10 protein-coding genes are annotated in these 14,799 nt (G+C 74.4%); 7 read left to right on the top strand and 3 right to left on the bottom strand.

All coding sequences use genetic code 11. The features are described from left to right. Window positions 1–21: 21 nt before the first annotated feature. Window positions 22–810: a M50 family metallopeptidase gene (locus D0T12_RS24995; protein WP_199487683.1), complete on the bottom strand. Its 789-nt coding sequence runs from the start codon at window positions 808–810 to the stop codon at window positions 22–24. A gap of 418 nt (window positions 811–1,228) precedes the next feature. On the opposite strand from D0T12_RS24995, the gene D0T12_RS24985 reads away from it, so the two are divergent. The 5 genes from D0T12_RS24985 to D0T12_RS24965 all read left to right on the top strand — a co-directional run bounded on the left by D0T12_RS24985 (window position 1,229) and on the right by D0T12_RS24965 (window position 8,857). Next, entirely contained in the window at window positions 1,229–2,212 is a 984-nt protein-coding gene (locus D0T12_RS24985; protein WP_199487682.1) for an AAA family ATPase, read from the top strand. A 51-nt stretch (window positions 2,213–2,263) separates the two neighbouring features. Further along, entirely contained in the window at window positions 2,264–3,394 is a 1,131-nt protein-coding gene (locus tag D0T12_RS24980; RefSeq protein WP_117402122.1) for a DUF58 domain-containing protein, read from the top strand. Beyond that, window positions 3,391–5,607 (top strand): DUF3488 and transglutaminase-like domain-containing protein, encoded by a 2,217-nt coding sequence (locus D0T12_RS24975; RefSeq protein ID WP_117402121.1) that lies wholly within the window; start codon window positions 3,391–3,393, stop codon window positions 5,605–5,607. Before D0T12_RS24980 ends, D0T12_RS24975 begins: the two co-directional genes overlap by 4 nt. Before the next feature lie 203 nt (window positions 5,608–5,810). Next, window positions 5,811–6,698 carry a threonine ammonia-lyase gene (locus D0T12_RS24970; protein WP_199487681.1) on the top strand — a complete coding sequence of 296 codons (888 nt, stop codon included), beginning with the start codon at window positions 5,811–5,813 and terminating at the stop codon, window positions 6,696–6,698. 92 nt (window positions 6,699–6,790) lie between these two features. Continuing rightward, the gene (locus D0T12_RS24965; protein ID WP_117402120.1) at window positions 6,791–8,857 is read left to right on the top strand and encodes a fibronectin type III domain-containing protein; all 2,067 of its coding nucleotides are present in this window, start codon (window positions 6,791–6,793) and stop codon (window positions 8,855–8,857) included. Between the two features lie 12 nt (window positions 8,858–8,869). Here D0T12_RS24965 and D0T12_RS24960 read toward each other — a convergent pair whose 3' ends face one another. Further along, complete coding sequence (locus D0T12_RS24960; RefSeq protein WP_117402119.1) at window positions 8,870–10,468, bottom strand: serine/threonine-protein kinase; 1,599 nt, start codon at window positions 10,466–10,468, stop codon at window positions 8,870–8,872. 381 nt (window positions 10,469–10,849) lie between these two features. Here D0T12_RS24960 and D0T12_RS24955 point away from each other — a divergent pair, with 381 nt between their 5' ends. Both D0T12_RS24955 and D0T12_RS24950 read left to right on the top strand, forming a co-directional pair. Beyond that, complete coding sequence (locus D0T12_RS24955) at window positions 10,850–12,307, top strand: hypothetical protein (protein ID WP_117402118.1); 1,458 nt, start codon at window positions 10,850–10,852, stop codon at window positions 12,305–12,307. Window positions 12,308–12,359: 52 nt separating this feature from the next. Next, the gene (locus D0T12_RS24950; RefSeq protein WP_117402117.1) at window positions 12,360–13,505 is read left to right on the top strand and encodes a CaiB/BaiF CoA transferase family protein; all 1,146 of its coding nucleotides are present in this window, start codon (window positions 12,360–12,362) and stop codon (window positions 13,503–13,505) included. 32 nt (window positions 13,506–13,537) lie between these two features. Here D0T12_RS24950 and D0T12_RS24945 read toward each other — a convergent pair whose 3' ends face one another. After that, complete coding sequence (locus D0T12_RS24945) at window positions 13,538–14,791, bottom strand: aspartate aminotransferase family protein (RefSeq protein ID WP_117402116.1); 1,254 nt, start codon at window positions 14,789–14,791, stop codon at window positions 13,538–13,540. Window positions 14,792–14,799 lie beyond the last annotated feature (8 nt).

Below are 14,799 nucleotides of genomic sequence, written 5' to 3'. Positions count from 1 at the left end.
GACAATCCGACGGAGCCGCGATCAGGGGTCCGGCGTGGCGGAGAAGTCGGGGAGGGAGACGCCGTCCGGGACGAGGAGGGCGGCTCCGGTCACCAGCGCGAGCAGGGCCGTCGCGCCGAACAGGCCCACCCAGGCCAGGCCGGGGACGCCGGTGAGCTGCGCGAGCTGGTCGGCGTCGGAGCTCGGCGCCATCCGGTGGGCGCGCATCCGCTGCAACTCGATCACCGGGCGGGTGGCGGCCAGCAACAGGAACCAGGCCGCCAGGTAGGCGAATCCGGCCTGCACGTCCGCGCTGCCGAGCCACGACACCGCGAAGATGACCGCGCCGGTCACGATCACCGACAGCGCGCCATAGGCGTTCCGGATCATGATCAGCATCGCGCCGAGCAGGGCCAGCGAGAACCACAGCATCAGCGTGATGCGGCCGCCCGCGAGCAGCAGCGCGAAGAACAGCCCGAGCAGCGGGGGAGTGAGGTACCCGGCCATCGCCGTGAAGATCATGCCGGGGCCGTGCGGCTTGCCGCGCGAGACGGTGACGCCGGAGGTGTCGGAGTGCAGTTTGATGCCGTCCAGCTTCCGGCCGGTGAGCAGCGCGACGAGCGCGTGCCCGCCCTCGTGCGCGATCGTCACCGTGTTGCGCGCGATCCGCCAGGTGGGCCCGTGGACGACCGAGCCGAGCGCCACAACGCCGACGAGCACGACCAGCCACAGCGGGGGGTCGGGCTGCGTTCCGGTCACACGGTCCCACAGGTCACCGATGCTGATGTCGTCCACGTCCACCTCGGAGTCGTCGTCGCAATGCCCAAACATTAGGACGTCCGGCATCAAGGCCGCGTTCGGTTCGCCCAGGTCGGAAGTAGGTCGGAAGTACGTCGGACACATCACAGGGCGAAGTTGTGAGCAATAACACGCTGATTCGCCCGTAACCTGCTCTCTCGCCGTGGATCACCAGGTGAGAACTTCGCGGATCTCATACCGGTGCGCCGGTCATTACCGTTAAGGTGCCCTTCGCACCGAGGTACGGGGATTCGACCTCGGCGCGACGACCGGTGTGGACGAGACCGGGACCGCCGTCGGGCGACCGACGGCCACGCGGAACGTTGCTCACGATCACCTTCCGCGCGACGTTGACGGGGATCGAACGGGACGACCGCTCCGCCGCGCCGCCCACGGGTACACGGGCGGCTTCCACGCGGGATGTCCACGTCGAAAGTGGGGGGTGCACCCGATGACCGAGAACCCGGGGGCGGACGCGGACGCGTCGGCCGGACGGTTCGCGCAGATGTTCGCGGCCCTGGCGGGCAACGTCGAGCGGGTCGTGCGCGGCAAACGCGAGAAGGTCGAACTGGCGTTGACCTGCCTCCTCGCCGAAGGGCATCTGCTCGTCGAGGACGTCCCCGGCGTCGGCAAGACGACGCTCGCGCGGGCGCTGTCGGCGTCGGTGGAGGCGCGGTGGACGCGGATCCAGTTCACCCCCGACCTGCTGCCCGGCGACATCACCGGCGTGTCGATCTACAACCAGGGGACCGGCGCGTTCGAGTTCCACGCCGGGCCGATCTTCGCGAACCTCGCCGTCGCCGACGAGATCAACCGCGGCTCCCCGAAGACGCAGTCGGCGCTGCTGGAGGTCATGGAGGAGCGCCGGGTGACCGTGGAGGGCGTGCCGCATCCGGTGCCGCGCCCGTTCATGGTGATCGCCACGCAGAACCCGGTCGACATGGACGGCACGTATCCGCTGCCGGAGGCGCAGCTCGACCGGTTCCTGATGCGGATTTCCATGGGCTATCCCGACCACCAGGCGGAGGTGGCGCTGCTCGCGGGCGGGCCGACCGGCGCGATGCTCGACCGGCTGCCGCCGGTGCTGGGCCGCGAGGACCTCGCCCGGATGATCGACTTCGCGGGGCGGCTGCATGTCGCGCCCGCGCTGCTCGACTACCTGGTCCGGGTCGTCGCGGCGACCCGCGGGCATCCCGACCTGCGGCTCGGCGCGAGCCCGCGGGCCGGTGTCGCGCTGCTGGGCGCGGCGCGGGTGCGGGCGGCCGCGGCCGGCCGGGCCTACCTCGTCCCGGAGGACGTCAAGGCGCTCGCCGTCCCCGTGATCGCGCACCGGCTGATCGTGACGCCGGAGGCGGAGCTGCGCGGGCGTACCGGCGCCGACGTCGTCGAGGAGGCGCTGCGGAACGTCCCGACCCCCCAGGCCGCCGGTGTCTGAGGGGCCGGGTGTGTTCGAGAGGCCGGGCGTGTTCACGGGACGGGGTGCGGGGTGCTGACGCCGCTCGGGTGGGGGACGGTGGCCGTGTCGGCGCCGCTGTACGCGGCGGGCTGGTGGCTCGGCTACCCCGAGCCCGCGACGCTCGCGGTCGCCGGGCTCGTCGCCGTGGCGGCCGCCGCGGTGTGGACGCTGCCGCAGCCGAGGCTGGACGTCCGCCGGGAGATCGCGCCGGTGAGGGTCGAGCGCGGCGAACCGGCCGTGGGCGTCCTGCACGTGACGAACCGGGGCCGGAGCGCGCGGGGGCTCAGCGCGCACGACGCGGCGGGGCCCGAGCCGGTGTCGGTGGAGGTGCCGCGGCTGCGGTCGGGCGGGACGCGCTCGGTGACGTACCGGCTGCCGACGGGACGGCGCGGCGAGATCCCGGTGGGGCCGCTGCGGCTGGCGCGGGCCGATCCGCTGCGGCTGGCCCGCCGGGTCCGCGAGTACGGGACGTCGACGGTCCTGCTCGTCCGGCCGCGGACGGTGCGGCTGCCGCCGTTGCCGTCCGGACGCGCCCACCATCTGGAGGGCCCGACGAGCGACCGGTCCCCGGCCGGGACGGCGACGTTCCACGCCCTGCGCGAGTACGTGGTCGGCGACGAGCTGCGCCACGTCCACTGGAAGTCGTCGGCGCGGACGGGCACGCTCATGGTCCGCCAGCTCGTGGACGCGAGCCTGCCCACGACGACGGTCGTCCTGGAGGCGCGGTCGGGGGCGTGGCCGGAGCCGGACGACTTCGAGCTGGCGGTGGACGCGGCGGCGTCCGTCGCGGTGGGCGCGGCGGCGGCGAACTTCCCCGTCCGGCTCCTCACCGGCGAGGGGCGGCTCGCCGACACGCGAGGCGGGCCCGACGACGTGGACGTCCTCCTCGACCGGCTCACCCGCGTCACCACGCGGGACGGGCCGTGGTCGGCCGTGGACGCGGTCCGGCGGGTACGCGCGGGCGGGTCCCTCGTCGTGGTCACGTCGGGGGCGGCGGAGCTGGGACGGGTCGCGTCGATCCGGAGCCGCTTCGACCGGGTGGTGGTGCTGCGGGTCCGACCGGCGGAGCCCGCGTCGGCGCCGCCCGGCGTCCAGCTGATCGACGTCGCCGACCTGGACGGCCTGGCCCAGGCGTGGCGGAGACTGGGGAACGTCCGGTGACCCGCTACCTCTCCCTCATCGTGACGGCCTGCCTGGCCGCCGTCGCGGGCCTGTCGTTCCAGCGGGTCTTCGGGCTCGGCGCCGTGCTGCCGGTCGCCGCCGTCGCTGCCGCCGTGCCGACCGCGCTGAGCGCGCTCCTGTCCGGCCCGCGCGAGGACAAGAGGCCATGGCCGTTGTGGATCTCACTGGTGCTGACCGTCGTCGCGTGGGCGGGAACGGTCACCGTCACCGTGCTGCGCCCGGCGCTCAACGCCGGGACGCTGCCGCAGGCGCTCCGCGAGGGCGTGCTCAGCTCCTGGAAGTCGATCCTGACCACGCTGCTGCCCGCGCCCGCGAAGCCGGAGTTGCTCGTCCTGGTGCACGTGGTGGTGTGGCTGGCGGCGTTCGCGTCCGCCGAGCTGGCGCTGCGGACCTCGCTGCGCGCCGTCCCGTGCCTGCCCGCCCTCGCCGTGTGGGCGGTCGCGCTGCCGCTCGGGGTCGACGGACCCGGCTCCAACACGCCGCTCGCCGCCGCGACCGTCGTGCTGGTCGCGGTCCTGGCCCTCGTCCGCGCGGACGGCGCCGGCCGGCGACCGCTGCTCGTGGGCGTGCCCGCCGCCGCCGTCCTAGGCGGGGTCGCGTTCGCCGCGGGCCCGGTCGTCCCGGTCGGCGCCGAGCCGTACGACCCGCGCCGGCAGGTGCGGGCGCCGCCGCCGCAGAGGCACGACGGCGTCAGCCCGCTCGACCGTGTCGGCGGCTGGCTGCTGAATCCCGACCAGGTCATGTTCACCGTCCGGGCCTCACGGAACGAGATCGTGCGGCTCGCCGTCCTCGACCGCTTCGACGGCGTCTCCTGGTCGTCCACGGCCCGGTTCGTGCCGACCGGCAGCCGCGTCCCACGGGGGCCGCGACCAGGCAGGGAACACGAGGTCGCGCAGCGGATCACCATCCGGGACCTACCCGGCGTGTGGGTACCCGCCGCGGACCGTCCACGACGCGTGGACGGCCTCCCGGTCGTCGTCGACCCCGCCGCCGGCGCCTTGGCCGCCACGCGACCGCTGCGCCCGGGGCAGACGTACCGGGTCGAGTCCGTCGTACCCGAATGGACGGCCGGAGACCTCGCCGCCGCGAGCGTCGCCACCGACACCGAGGCGAGGGCCGCGCGGGAACTGCCGTGGGGGCCGGGCGCGAAGGAGCCGCCCCTCCAGATCGCCGAGTTCCGCCGTTTCGCGGGCGCCGCGACCCGCGGCGCGGTGTCACCCGTCCAGAAGGCCGCGATGCTCGCCGAATACCTCAAGCGGTACGCCAGGTACGACGTCACCGCGGCGCCCGGACACGGCTACCGCCAGCTCGACTACTTCCTCGGCGAGGGCAGACGCGGCACGCCCGAGCATTTCGCGACCGCCTACGCGCTGCTCGCCCGCACGCTCGACCTCCCAACGCGGATCGTGGTCGGCTTCGACGGCGGAAAACGCGTCGGCGACACCGTCCACGTCCGTTCCGGGGACGTGATGGTGTGGCCCGAGATCAAGTTCCACGGTCTCGGCTGGATCCGCTTCAACCCGCTCCCCGACAGCGCCCGCCGCTCCAAAGAGAACGACGCGGTCGCGGTCGGCGAGACGGAGCAGAGACTGGAGGAGGCGCAGAAGAGCGCCGCGTCCCAGGAGCGAGACCCCAACCCCCGCGACACGACGCGACGGTCCCCGGAGAAACCGATCCCCGCCGAGGACGCACCCACACCATGGTGGGCCTTCGCGTTCATCGCGGTGGCCATGCTGCTCACCGGTTACGTGCTCGCCGCCCTGCTCGCCCCGACCCTGCGCGGGAGACGCCGCCGAACGGGCACGCCCGCCGCCCGCATCACCGGCGCCTGGCTTCAGGCGCTCGACCACCTCGCCGACGTCGGCCTGGCCAGTGCCCGCACCCTGACCGCGCAGGAGGTCGCGCGGTTCGGCGCGTCCAACATCGGCGACGCCGCCGGCGGGCACCTGCGCCCGCTCGCCGACCTCGTCGACCGCGCCCGTTTCGCCGCGACCCACCCGGACCCGGAGGCCGCCGACCGCGCCTGGCATCACACCGACGAACTGGGCCGCCTCGTCACCGCCAGGGCCGGGCGATTCCACCGCCTCCGCCGCCGCCTGCACCCCCGGTCACTAAGGGACCGCCGGGACGTCCGACCGGACAACGGGACGAACCACGCCGACCCCGCCGACAACGTGGCCGTGCATCCGTGAACATGCGCTTTGTTCGGTCGACCGGGCCGGGTGCCGCCGATCGTGCCTGGTGGAACGTCGACGATGGGTCGCCTCCTCGCCGCCAGCGCCCGATTGCTGAGGGACCGCTGAGGTGGCGTCGCCGGTAGCGTGGGCGTGTGTCGGCGAATGTGCGTCATGTGCGGCCGCCTGAGACGGATGACCTTGATCGGGCCTGGCGGGCCGTGGACGGTGTGTTGGCGCCGACGCCGTTGGTGTCGTCCGAGCTGGCGCCCGGTGCGGCGTTGAAGCTGGAGACGTTCCAGCCGACCGGCGCGTTCAAGGTCCGGGGCGCGCTCGCGGCCGTGGCGGCGCTGCCGGACGGTGTTCCCGCCGTGACGGCCAGCGCGGGCAACCACGGTCTGGGCATGGGGTACGCGGCGGCCAGGTCCGGCGCGGACGTCACCGTGGTCGTGTCGACGCGGGCGTCGCGGGCGAAGGTCGAGAGGATCGCCGCGTATCCGGTGCGGCTCGTCCAGCACGGGACGACCTACGACGAGGCGGAAGCGCACGCGACGGCCCTGTCCGCGCGGAGTTCCGGACACTATGTGTCCGCCTACAACGACCCGGCGGTCATCGCGGGCCAGGGCACCCTCGGACGGGAGCTCGACCGGCAGGCGGACGGGCCGCTCACGGTCGTCGCGCCGGTCGGCGGCGGTGGGCTGCTCGCGGGACTCAGCCTGTGGGCGCGGGAACGCGGGGACGTGCGGCTCGTCGGTGTGGAGTCGGCCGTGTCGCGGGGCGTGTCGGCGTCGGTGGCGGCCGGACGGGTCGTCGAGGTCGAGGTCGGCGAGACGTTCGCCGACGGGCTGCCAGGCAACCTCGAACCCGGCTGCGTCACCCCGGGGGTCATCGGTCCGGACGCCGCGCTGACCGCCGTCACCGATGACCAGATCCGGACGGCGCTGCGCTGGCTGTTCCGGGAGCACGGTCTCGTGGCCGAGGGCGCGGGCGCGGCGGGAGTCGCCGCCGTCCTCGCGGGGAAGGTCGAGGTCACCGGGCGGCTCGTGGTCCTTGTCTCCGGGCGCAACATCACGGCCGAGACCTTCGCCGACGCGCTCCGTGCCGGTTGAGACACGCCCCAGTCTGCGAAAACGCGGATATTTCGAGCTGGTTTCCACTAACTTGTCCCCGTTGTTCGGGGAGTGGGATCGGGGGCGTGTGGATGGGGGGCCTGGGACGGCTGTTCCGGCGTGACCGGCTGACGGGGCAGGTGGCGCTCGGGCTCGTCGGCGTGCTCGGGATCGCCGCCGCCGTCTACGGGGTCGGCGTCGCGGGCGCCACGTACCGGATCTCCGACGTCGGCGCCTGGCTGTCCGCGCGGAGCAAGGGCCTGGCCGTCCACGTCAACGGTCTCCAGGGCAAGGTCGACGGCAAGGCGGGCGTGATCCCGCAGATGCGCGGCCACAACATCAAGATCGTCCAGGACGGCGCCACCGTGCTGATCGTCGACCTGGACACGGGCGTGGTCAGCCGGCTCGACCCGTCCCAGTTGAACATCGGCCAGAGCCGTCCCTTCGGCAAGGGCATCCAGATCCTCGCGGGCGCGGGCAAGGCGTACACGGTCGACTCCGTGAAGGGTGTCGTGCAGGAGATCGATCCGGTCGGGTTGGGGCCGGTGGGTCCGTCCGCCACGCTGCCGCCGATTCTCGGGCAGGCCGCGATCGACGGCAGGGGCGCCCTGTGGGTGCCGGTATCAGCGAGGGGTGAGGTGTCGGCGTTCAAGGACGGCCGGCTGCGACCGCCCGTCCGCGTCGGCGCGCCCGGCGACGGTCTCGCGCTGACCATCGCGGCGGGCGACCCCGTCGTCATCGACTCCGCCGCCGCGACCGCCACCGTCGTCAGGGCGTCCGGGGCGCGGCTCACCGTCACCCTGCCGACGACCGTGCGGCAGGCCGGGCGCGGCGGCGTGCTCGCCCCGGCGCACACCGACGGGAAGACCGTCCCGCTGCTGGTCCCGGGCACCGGCTCTCTGGTGACCGTCGACACCGACACCGGCCGGTACTCCAGCACGCGGCTGGCGATGCCACGGCACCGCTACCGGCCGCCGCAGATGCTCGGCGCGAAGGTCTACATCCCGGACGAGACCGCCGGGGCTCTGATCGTGTACGACGCGGCGGCCAACCGGTTCCAGTCCCCGATCCCGGTGACAGGGCGGCCGTCGAGGCTGGACGTGTTCGTCCGCGACGGGCTGCTGTGGGCGAACGACCCGTCCGGGCCGCGCGCCGTCGTGATCGACCGGCAGGGCGCGCACCGGGGCGTCGACAAGTACAAGGACCGGGTCGCGGGCGGCCCGAAGCGCACCACGATCCCGCTGCCCGGGGACGGGAACGCGCCGCCGCCCCCGGGGCGTCCCGAACAGTCCCGGCCGCGGTCGCGCCCGGGGGAGCCGACCGCGCCGTCCACCGTGACGGTCACGCCGGGCGCGGGCACCATGCGCGTCGACTTCCAGCCCTCGCGCGGCGACGGCGTCGTCGGATACGTGCTGAAGGACGTGCCGCCCGGCCTGTCCGCCGCGCCGTCCGCGATCGCGCCGGGCGCGGGCGCCTTCACTTTCACCGTGAGCGGCGGTGACTGCGGTCGCGAGTACCGGTTCCGCGTCGCCGCCCGCTACAAAGACGCGCACGGCCGGATCCGGGAGCAGGTATCGGACGCCAGCGATCCCGTCCGGCCGTGCGTCACGCCGGGTGCGCCGACCGGCCTCACCGCGCGGGCCACCGCGTCCGGCGCGCGGCTCGCGTGGACGGCCCCGCCCGGCGCCGGGGCCACCGCCTACGAGGTCGCCTGGGACGGTCCGGTCCGGGGCCGCCGGACGGTGTCGGCGACGTCCGCGACGCTCGGCGAGGTGTGGACGAACGGCTCCTACACCTTCACCGTCGCCGCCGTGAACGGCGCGGGAACCGGCCCGAAGGCGACCCGCGCGGCGAGGCTCACCGGCCCCGCGACCCGCTTCCAGGTGGAGCGCAACGGCAAGTCCACCGGCTACGTCAGGAGCGTCGCCGACGCGAACGGCGGCACGGTCGTCACGACCATGAAGGACAACAACGGCGAGAGCATCGTCGTCAATTGCCAGAAGAAAGGCGTGTACTACAGGAGGAACGACGCCCTCGCTGGTGATATGTACGCAAATATCACCTACAACGGCAAAACCGGCTACATCATTGGATATCTCGTAAACACGCCGGGGGACTGGAAGAACTTCTCCGGACTGCCGGTCTGGAACTGCGGATAATCGCGCATCCCGTCAGCCGCGCTTCTTGTTGACGCACGCGGGCGCCGACCAGGACACGTCCGGCGCCTGCCCCTCGTTGAGGCGCAGCACCGCGCCGACCCGGAAGCAGTAGACGGCCTTCGGCCGCAAACCCGAGACGGTCGCCGACCGGGAGTCGCGCTTGACCGGCACGATCGGGGTCGAACCGGCGGGCTGCCGCTGGACGAGCAACGGCAGCCCCCGCGCGGCGGACGGCAACGCCCAGCGGAGCGCCGCCGTCCGCCCGACCGGCCTGGCGACCAGCCGGCGGGGACGCGTCGCCGCGAACTGCTCGGGCGTGATCGGCTCCACCGGGACGCCCGCGGGCGGCTGCCGGGCGACCGGCGTGGACGACGGCGACGACGCGGGCGGGTCCTCCCCGGAACCGTCGCCGGTCAGGGCGAGGGCGCCGAGGCCGAGCCCCACCCCGCCGACGAGCGCGACGCCCGCCGCGACGAACAGGCCGCGCCGCGACCCGCCGTCCGTTCGGTCCCGGGTGGGCTGATGCGGTGTCGTGTGCGGGTCGGTACGGGGCGGCGCGGGCTCCGGGAACCGGGGCAGGGGGGCGGGAAGGGGCACGGGGGTGGACGGTTCCTGGGCGGTCGGCGCCCACTCCGGAACCGGCGGCGGTCCCGCCATGTCGGGAAAGTACGGCACCGGGCCGGAACGGGACGCGGACGACGGACCCGAGGACGCGGACCCGGTGTCGCCACCGCCCCTCCGCGGCGCGGGCGGCACGGAGGCGCCGCTGTGCGGGACGTCCGTGACCGGCAGGCCCAACTCGCCCTGCACGCGCTGCAACGCCCGCGCGAACTCGACGGCGGTCGCGAACCGCTGCTCGGGGGTCTTCGCCATCGCGCGGCCGATGGCGTCCGCGACCTGCGGGGGCACGTCCGGCCGGGGGATCAGCGGCGGCGGCTCGTTCAGGATTCGCAACATCAGCAGCGCGATGCCCTCGCCGATCGGGCCCTTGAACGCCGGACGGCCCGCGAGGAGCTGGTACAGGGTCGACCCGAGCGAGTAGATGTCGGCGCCGACGCCGGGCGGCCGTCCCTCCAGCACCTCCGGCGCCGCGTGGTGCGGGGTGAACGCCTGCGTGTGGGTGGCGTCGAAGGCGTCGACCAGGCGCGCGATCCCGAAGTCGGCGAGCGCGGGCTCCCCGTACCTGGACAGCAGCACGTTCTGCGGCTTGACGTCGCGGTGCAGGACGTCGGTCTCGTGGGTCGCGGCGAGCGCGCCCGCCATCTTCACCCCGATGCGGAGGACGTCCGCGACGGGCAGCGGCCCCTCCCGCGCGAGCCGGTCGGTGAGCGCGCCCTGCTCGAAGTACTCCATCGCGATGTAGGGGCGGCCCGACCGGGTGGTGCCGGTGTCCAGCACGGTCACGATGTTCGGATGACCGGACAGCCTTCCGGTGATCCTGCTCTCCCGCTGGAAGCGCCGCATCGCCGTGTCGTCGACGGAGCCGATCGACAGGACCTTCAGCGCGACCATCCGGTCGAGGTGCTCCTGGTGCGCGCGGTACACGACGCTGAAGCCGCCCTCGCCGACCTGCTCCAGCACCCGGTACCCCGGAACGTCCTCGATCAGCATCGGGGGCTCATGGGGGGAATCCTTCTTCGTCGCTCGTCCGGTTCGCGGCGGGGGCGCGATCCTTCGATGTCCTGCGGCCCGGGAAGGTTCCGCGGAGGTCAACAGCGTAGTACGGGGACGGATCGGAAGCGGTGCTCCGCGTGCGGGCGGGCCGCGACCCGCCGACCGGGGACGCGCTTCCGATGAAATGGACCGGCGTTTTCCATGGGGCGATAATCGTTGTCCCAATTACGCCTCAGCGGTGTTCCGCGGCGCCCTAACCTCATGGTTCCCGACGAAGGAACGGTCCGGAGGGAGTGGCCCGGCGTGACGGACGATGTCCTGGCGAGTCCGGAGACGGAGACGCCGACGACGAAAACTGCTTATGGCGACCTTGTCCGGATGGCGTATTTCGTTCTTCCGGGGACGGGTAAACGCGTCTACCGGCTGGCGATCGCGCGCCGGATCGTGGACGGCACCGCTCGCGGCGCCCGGGACCGTTCGCCCGCCGGGTACGCCCGCCGCCGGACCCGGGTGCTGCGCCGGGCGATGCGCCCGTCCCGCCGGCTCCGGATCGGGCTCGGGCCGTGGCTGCGGGCGCTGCCCGCGCAGCTTCCCGACCCCGCGCTCACCGCCGCGCTCGCCAGGCTGGACCCGCACGTCCGCGTCGCCTACGTCCTGCGCCATGTCGAGGGCCTGCCCCGGTACGCCGTCCGCGACCAGCTGATCGAGCTGCGCGTCCGCGACCCGTGGCCGGTGATCCGCGCCGCCGACGCCGCCACGCTCCCGTCCGCGCGGCGCCCCGAGCGGTTCGAGCCGGTGCTGCCGCGTCCGGTCCGGACCCGGTCGGCGGCGCCGCTGGTGCTCGCGACCTTCCTCACCGGGGTCCTGGCCGCCGTGCTGGTGATGACCGAGCACGACGAGCCGGGGGCGGACGCCCCACGCCTGGTGTTCGCCGAGCCGGACGCCTGGACCCGCGCCCGCACGCTCGACGCCTGGCCGGTGCGCGGCGACCTCGCCCGCGACCGGACCTTCACCGGCCGCGCCGCCGCCGCGTGGCCGGGCTCCCGACGCTCCGGCGGCGCGCCGCAGCTCCTCTACGCGGGCCGTGTCGACGGCGTGCCCGTCGCCGTGCTGCGGCGCGGCGACCGGCTCGCCCGGTACTCGCCCGGCGGCCTCGTCGTCACCGCCGCGGGCGCCGACCCGTCCGCGCCGATCGCCCTGGGCGGCGGACGCTACCTCCTCGCCCCGTGGGACGCGCCGCCGCAGACCCTCGAAGGCGGCCCGCTCGCCACGTCGGACGGCGTGACCGCCCCGATCCGGGGCCGCGCCGGCTGCGGCCGGGGCCCGCTCTTCCACCTCGGCACGAGAACGGTCGGCGACCTCGGCGGCCCGCGCGCCGCCGTCCTCACCTACCACTCGCCCGCCTACCGCCCGGACGGGACGGACCGGCTCGACCGCCTGGGCCCGGAGGGGCGCAGGATCTGGGACCGCCTGGCCTGCGTCGCCCCGTCGCCGCGGCCGGTGTCGGAGGCGATGGCGTGGCGCTTCTGGTCGGGCCGCCTCCCGCACGGCGGCGGCCGGGCCGACTGGGTCTGCACCCGCCTCACGCACGCCGCCGGCACCATCGCCCGCGCCACGCTGCTCGCCGCGAAGGACCAGGCCACGGGACACTGCGACGCCCGTCGCCCGGCCAGCGGGACGTGGTGGCGGGCGCCGTCCGACCGCTGGTACTACCTGGCGGCCGCCGGACGCGGACTCGTCCCGCACGTGACCGGCGTCGACCGTTCGACCACGGAGGACCGCCTGCTCGTCGCGCCCGGCCCCCGGACCACCCCGCTCGCCGTCACCGCCCGCTGAGCCGCCCGGATCGGGCACACTGGGGGACCGAACGACATTCAGGGAGTCGCGGATGGGCAGCGGGCCACTCTCCGGAACACGGGTCATCGAGCTGGCCGGGATCGGGCCCGGACCGTTCGCCGCGATGCTGCTGGCCGACCTCGGCGCCGACGTCGTCCGCGTCGACCGCGCCACGGCCGTGCGGGACGGGGAGGCCACCGGCGGGACCGACTTCACGAACCGCGGCAAACGGTCCATCGCGATCGACCTCAAGAGCGACCGCGGCCGGGACGTCGCCCTCCGCCTGGTCGAACGGGCCGACGTCCTCGTGGAGGGGTTCCGTCCCGGGGTCGCCGAACGCCTCGGCCTCGGCCCGGACGACTGCCTGGCCCGCAACCCGGCGCTCGTCTACGGGCGCATGACCGGCTGGGGTCAGGAGGGGCGCCTCTCCCACACCGCCGGGCACGACATCGCCTACCTCGCCGTCACCGGCGCCCTGCACGCCGTCGGCCGCGCCGACGGCCCGCCGCAGGTCCCGGTTAACCTGCTCGGCGACTTCGCGGGCGGCAGCATGTACCTCGTCGTCGGCGTCCTGTCGGCGCTCCTCGCGGCGCGGACCTCCGGGCGCGGGCAGGTCGTGGACGCCGCCATCGTGGACGGCGCCGCGCATCTGTCCACGTTCGTCCACGGCCTCCTCGCGGGCGGCCTCTGGGAGGACCGTCGCGGCGTCAACCTGCTCGACACCGGCGCCCCCTGGTACGACGTCTACGAGACCTCCGACGACCGGCACATGGCCGTGGGCGCCCTCGAACCGCGCTTCTACGCCGAGCTCCTCCGCCTCCTCGGCCTCGCCGACGAGGACCTGCCCGCCCGGCACGACCGCGCGGGCTGGCCCACGTTGCGCGCCCGGTTCGCCGCCGTCTTCCGCACCAGGACCCGCGACGAGTGGACGGAGATCTTCGTGCCGAGCGACGCCTGCGTGGCGCCCGTCCTCTCCCTGACCGAGGCGGCCGACCACCCCTGGAACACCTCCCGCGGCGTCTTCCCCACGCTCGCGGGCCACCGCCAGCCCGCCCCCGCTCCGCGCTTCTCCCGAACCCCCGCGCGCACCGACGGCGTCCCCGTCCTCCCCGGCGGCCAGTCCCGCGCCGTCCTGGACGACCTCGGCTTCCCCGACACCGAAAGCCTTCTCAGGGACGGCACCGTCACACAGGCCTAATCCGCCGGTTCACCGGGGCGGACGTCGGGACGTCAGCCGACGGCGTCCGCGACCGCGCCCGACCACAGGGTGAGCGCGTCGTCGACCTGCTCCGCGGTGACGATCAGCGGCGGGATCATCCGGACGACGTTGCCGTGCGCGCCGCAGGTCAGCAGCAGCAGCCCGCGTTCGGCGGCGGCCCGCTGCGCCCGCTGGGCGGCGGTCGTGTCGGGTTCGCCGTCCGGCGTGGTGAACTCGCTGGCCTGCATCAGCCCGAGGCCGCGCACGTCGCCGATCGCCGGATGGTCGGCGGCGACCTTGCGGAGGCCGTCGGCGAGCCGCGCGCCCTGCCGGGCGGCGTTGGCGACGAGGTCCTCGTCCCGGATGACCTCCAGCGTCGCGAGCGCGGCGGCGCAGGACACCGCGTTGCCGCCGTACGTGCCGCCCTGCGAGCCCGCCCAGGCCCGCTCCATCAGCGAGGTCGGCGCGGCGATCGCCGACAGCGGGAACCCGCTGGCCAGGCCCTTGGCGGTGATGAGGACGTCGGGCCGCGCCGCCGCGTGCTCGTGCCCCCAGAACCGGCCGGTGCGGCCGAACCCGGTCTGCACCTCGTCCATGATCAGCAGGATGCCGTGCCGGTCGGCGCGCTCGCGCAGACCCTCCAGAAACGCGGGCGGCGCGGGGATGTAGCCGCCCTCGCCGAGCACGGGCTCGACCATGAACGCCGCCGTGTCGGACGCGGGGCTCGCCGTGGCGAGCAGGTAGTCCAGCTCGCGCAGCGCGAACCGCGTCGCCTCCTCCTCGGGCCACCCGTACCGGTACGCCTGCGGGAACGGCGCGATCGCGACGCCCGGCATCAGCGGGCCGATCCCGGCGCGGAACTTCGTGCCCGCCGTCGTGAGCGCGGCGGCGCCCATCGTCCGGCCGTGGAAGGAGCCGTGGAACACCACGATGTTCTGGCGGCCGGTGGCGTGCCGGGCCAGCCGGATGGACGCCTCGACGGCCTCGCTGCCGCTGTTGAGGAAGAACAGCGAGTCGAGACCGTCCGGGAGCACCTCGCCGAGCGCGTCGGTGAGCCGCAGCAGCGGCTCGTGCATGACCGTCGTGTACTGCCCGTGGATCAGCGTGCCGACCTGCCGGCGCGCCGCCTCGACCACGCGCGGGTGGCAGTGGCCGGTGTTCGTGACGCCGATGCCCGCGGTGAAGTCCAGATGGCGTCCGCCGTCGGTGTCGTAGAGGTAGACGCCCTCGCCGCGCTCGGCCAGGACGGGAGTGGCCTGCTTGAGCAGGGGTGACAGCGTTGCCATGGCGGCCC

The sequence above is a fragment of the Actinomadura spongiicola genome (assembly GCF_003432485.1).
GTDB classification, from domain to species: domain Bacteria; phylum Actinomycetota; class Actinomycetes; order Streptosporangiales; family Streptosporangiaceae; genus Spirillospora; species Spirillospora spongiicola.
This window is presented reverse-complemented; position numbering and strand designations above follow the sequence as displayed.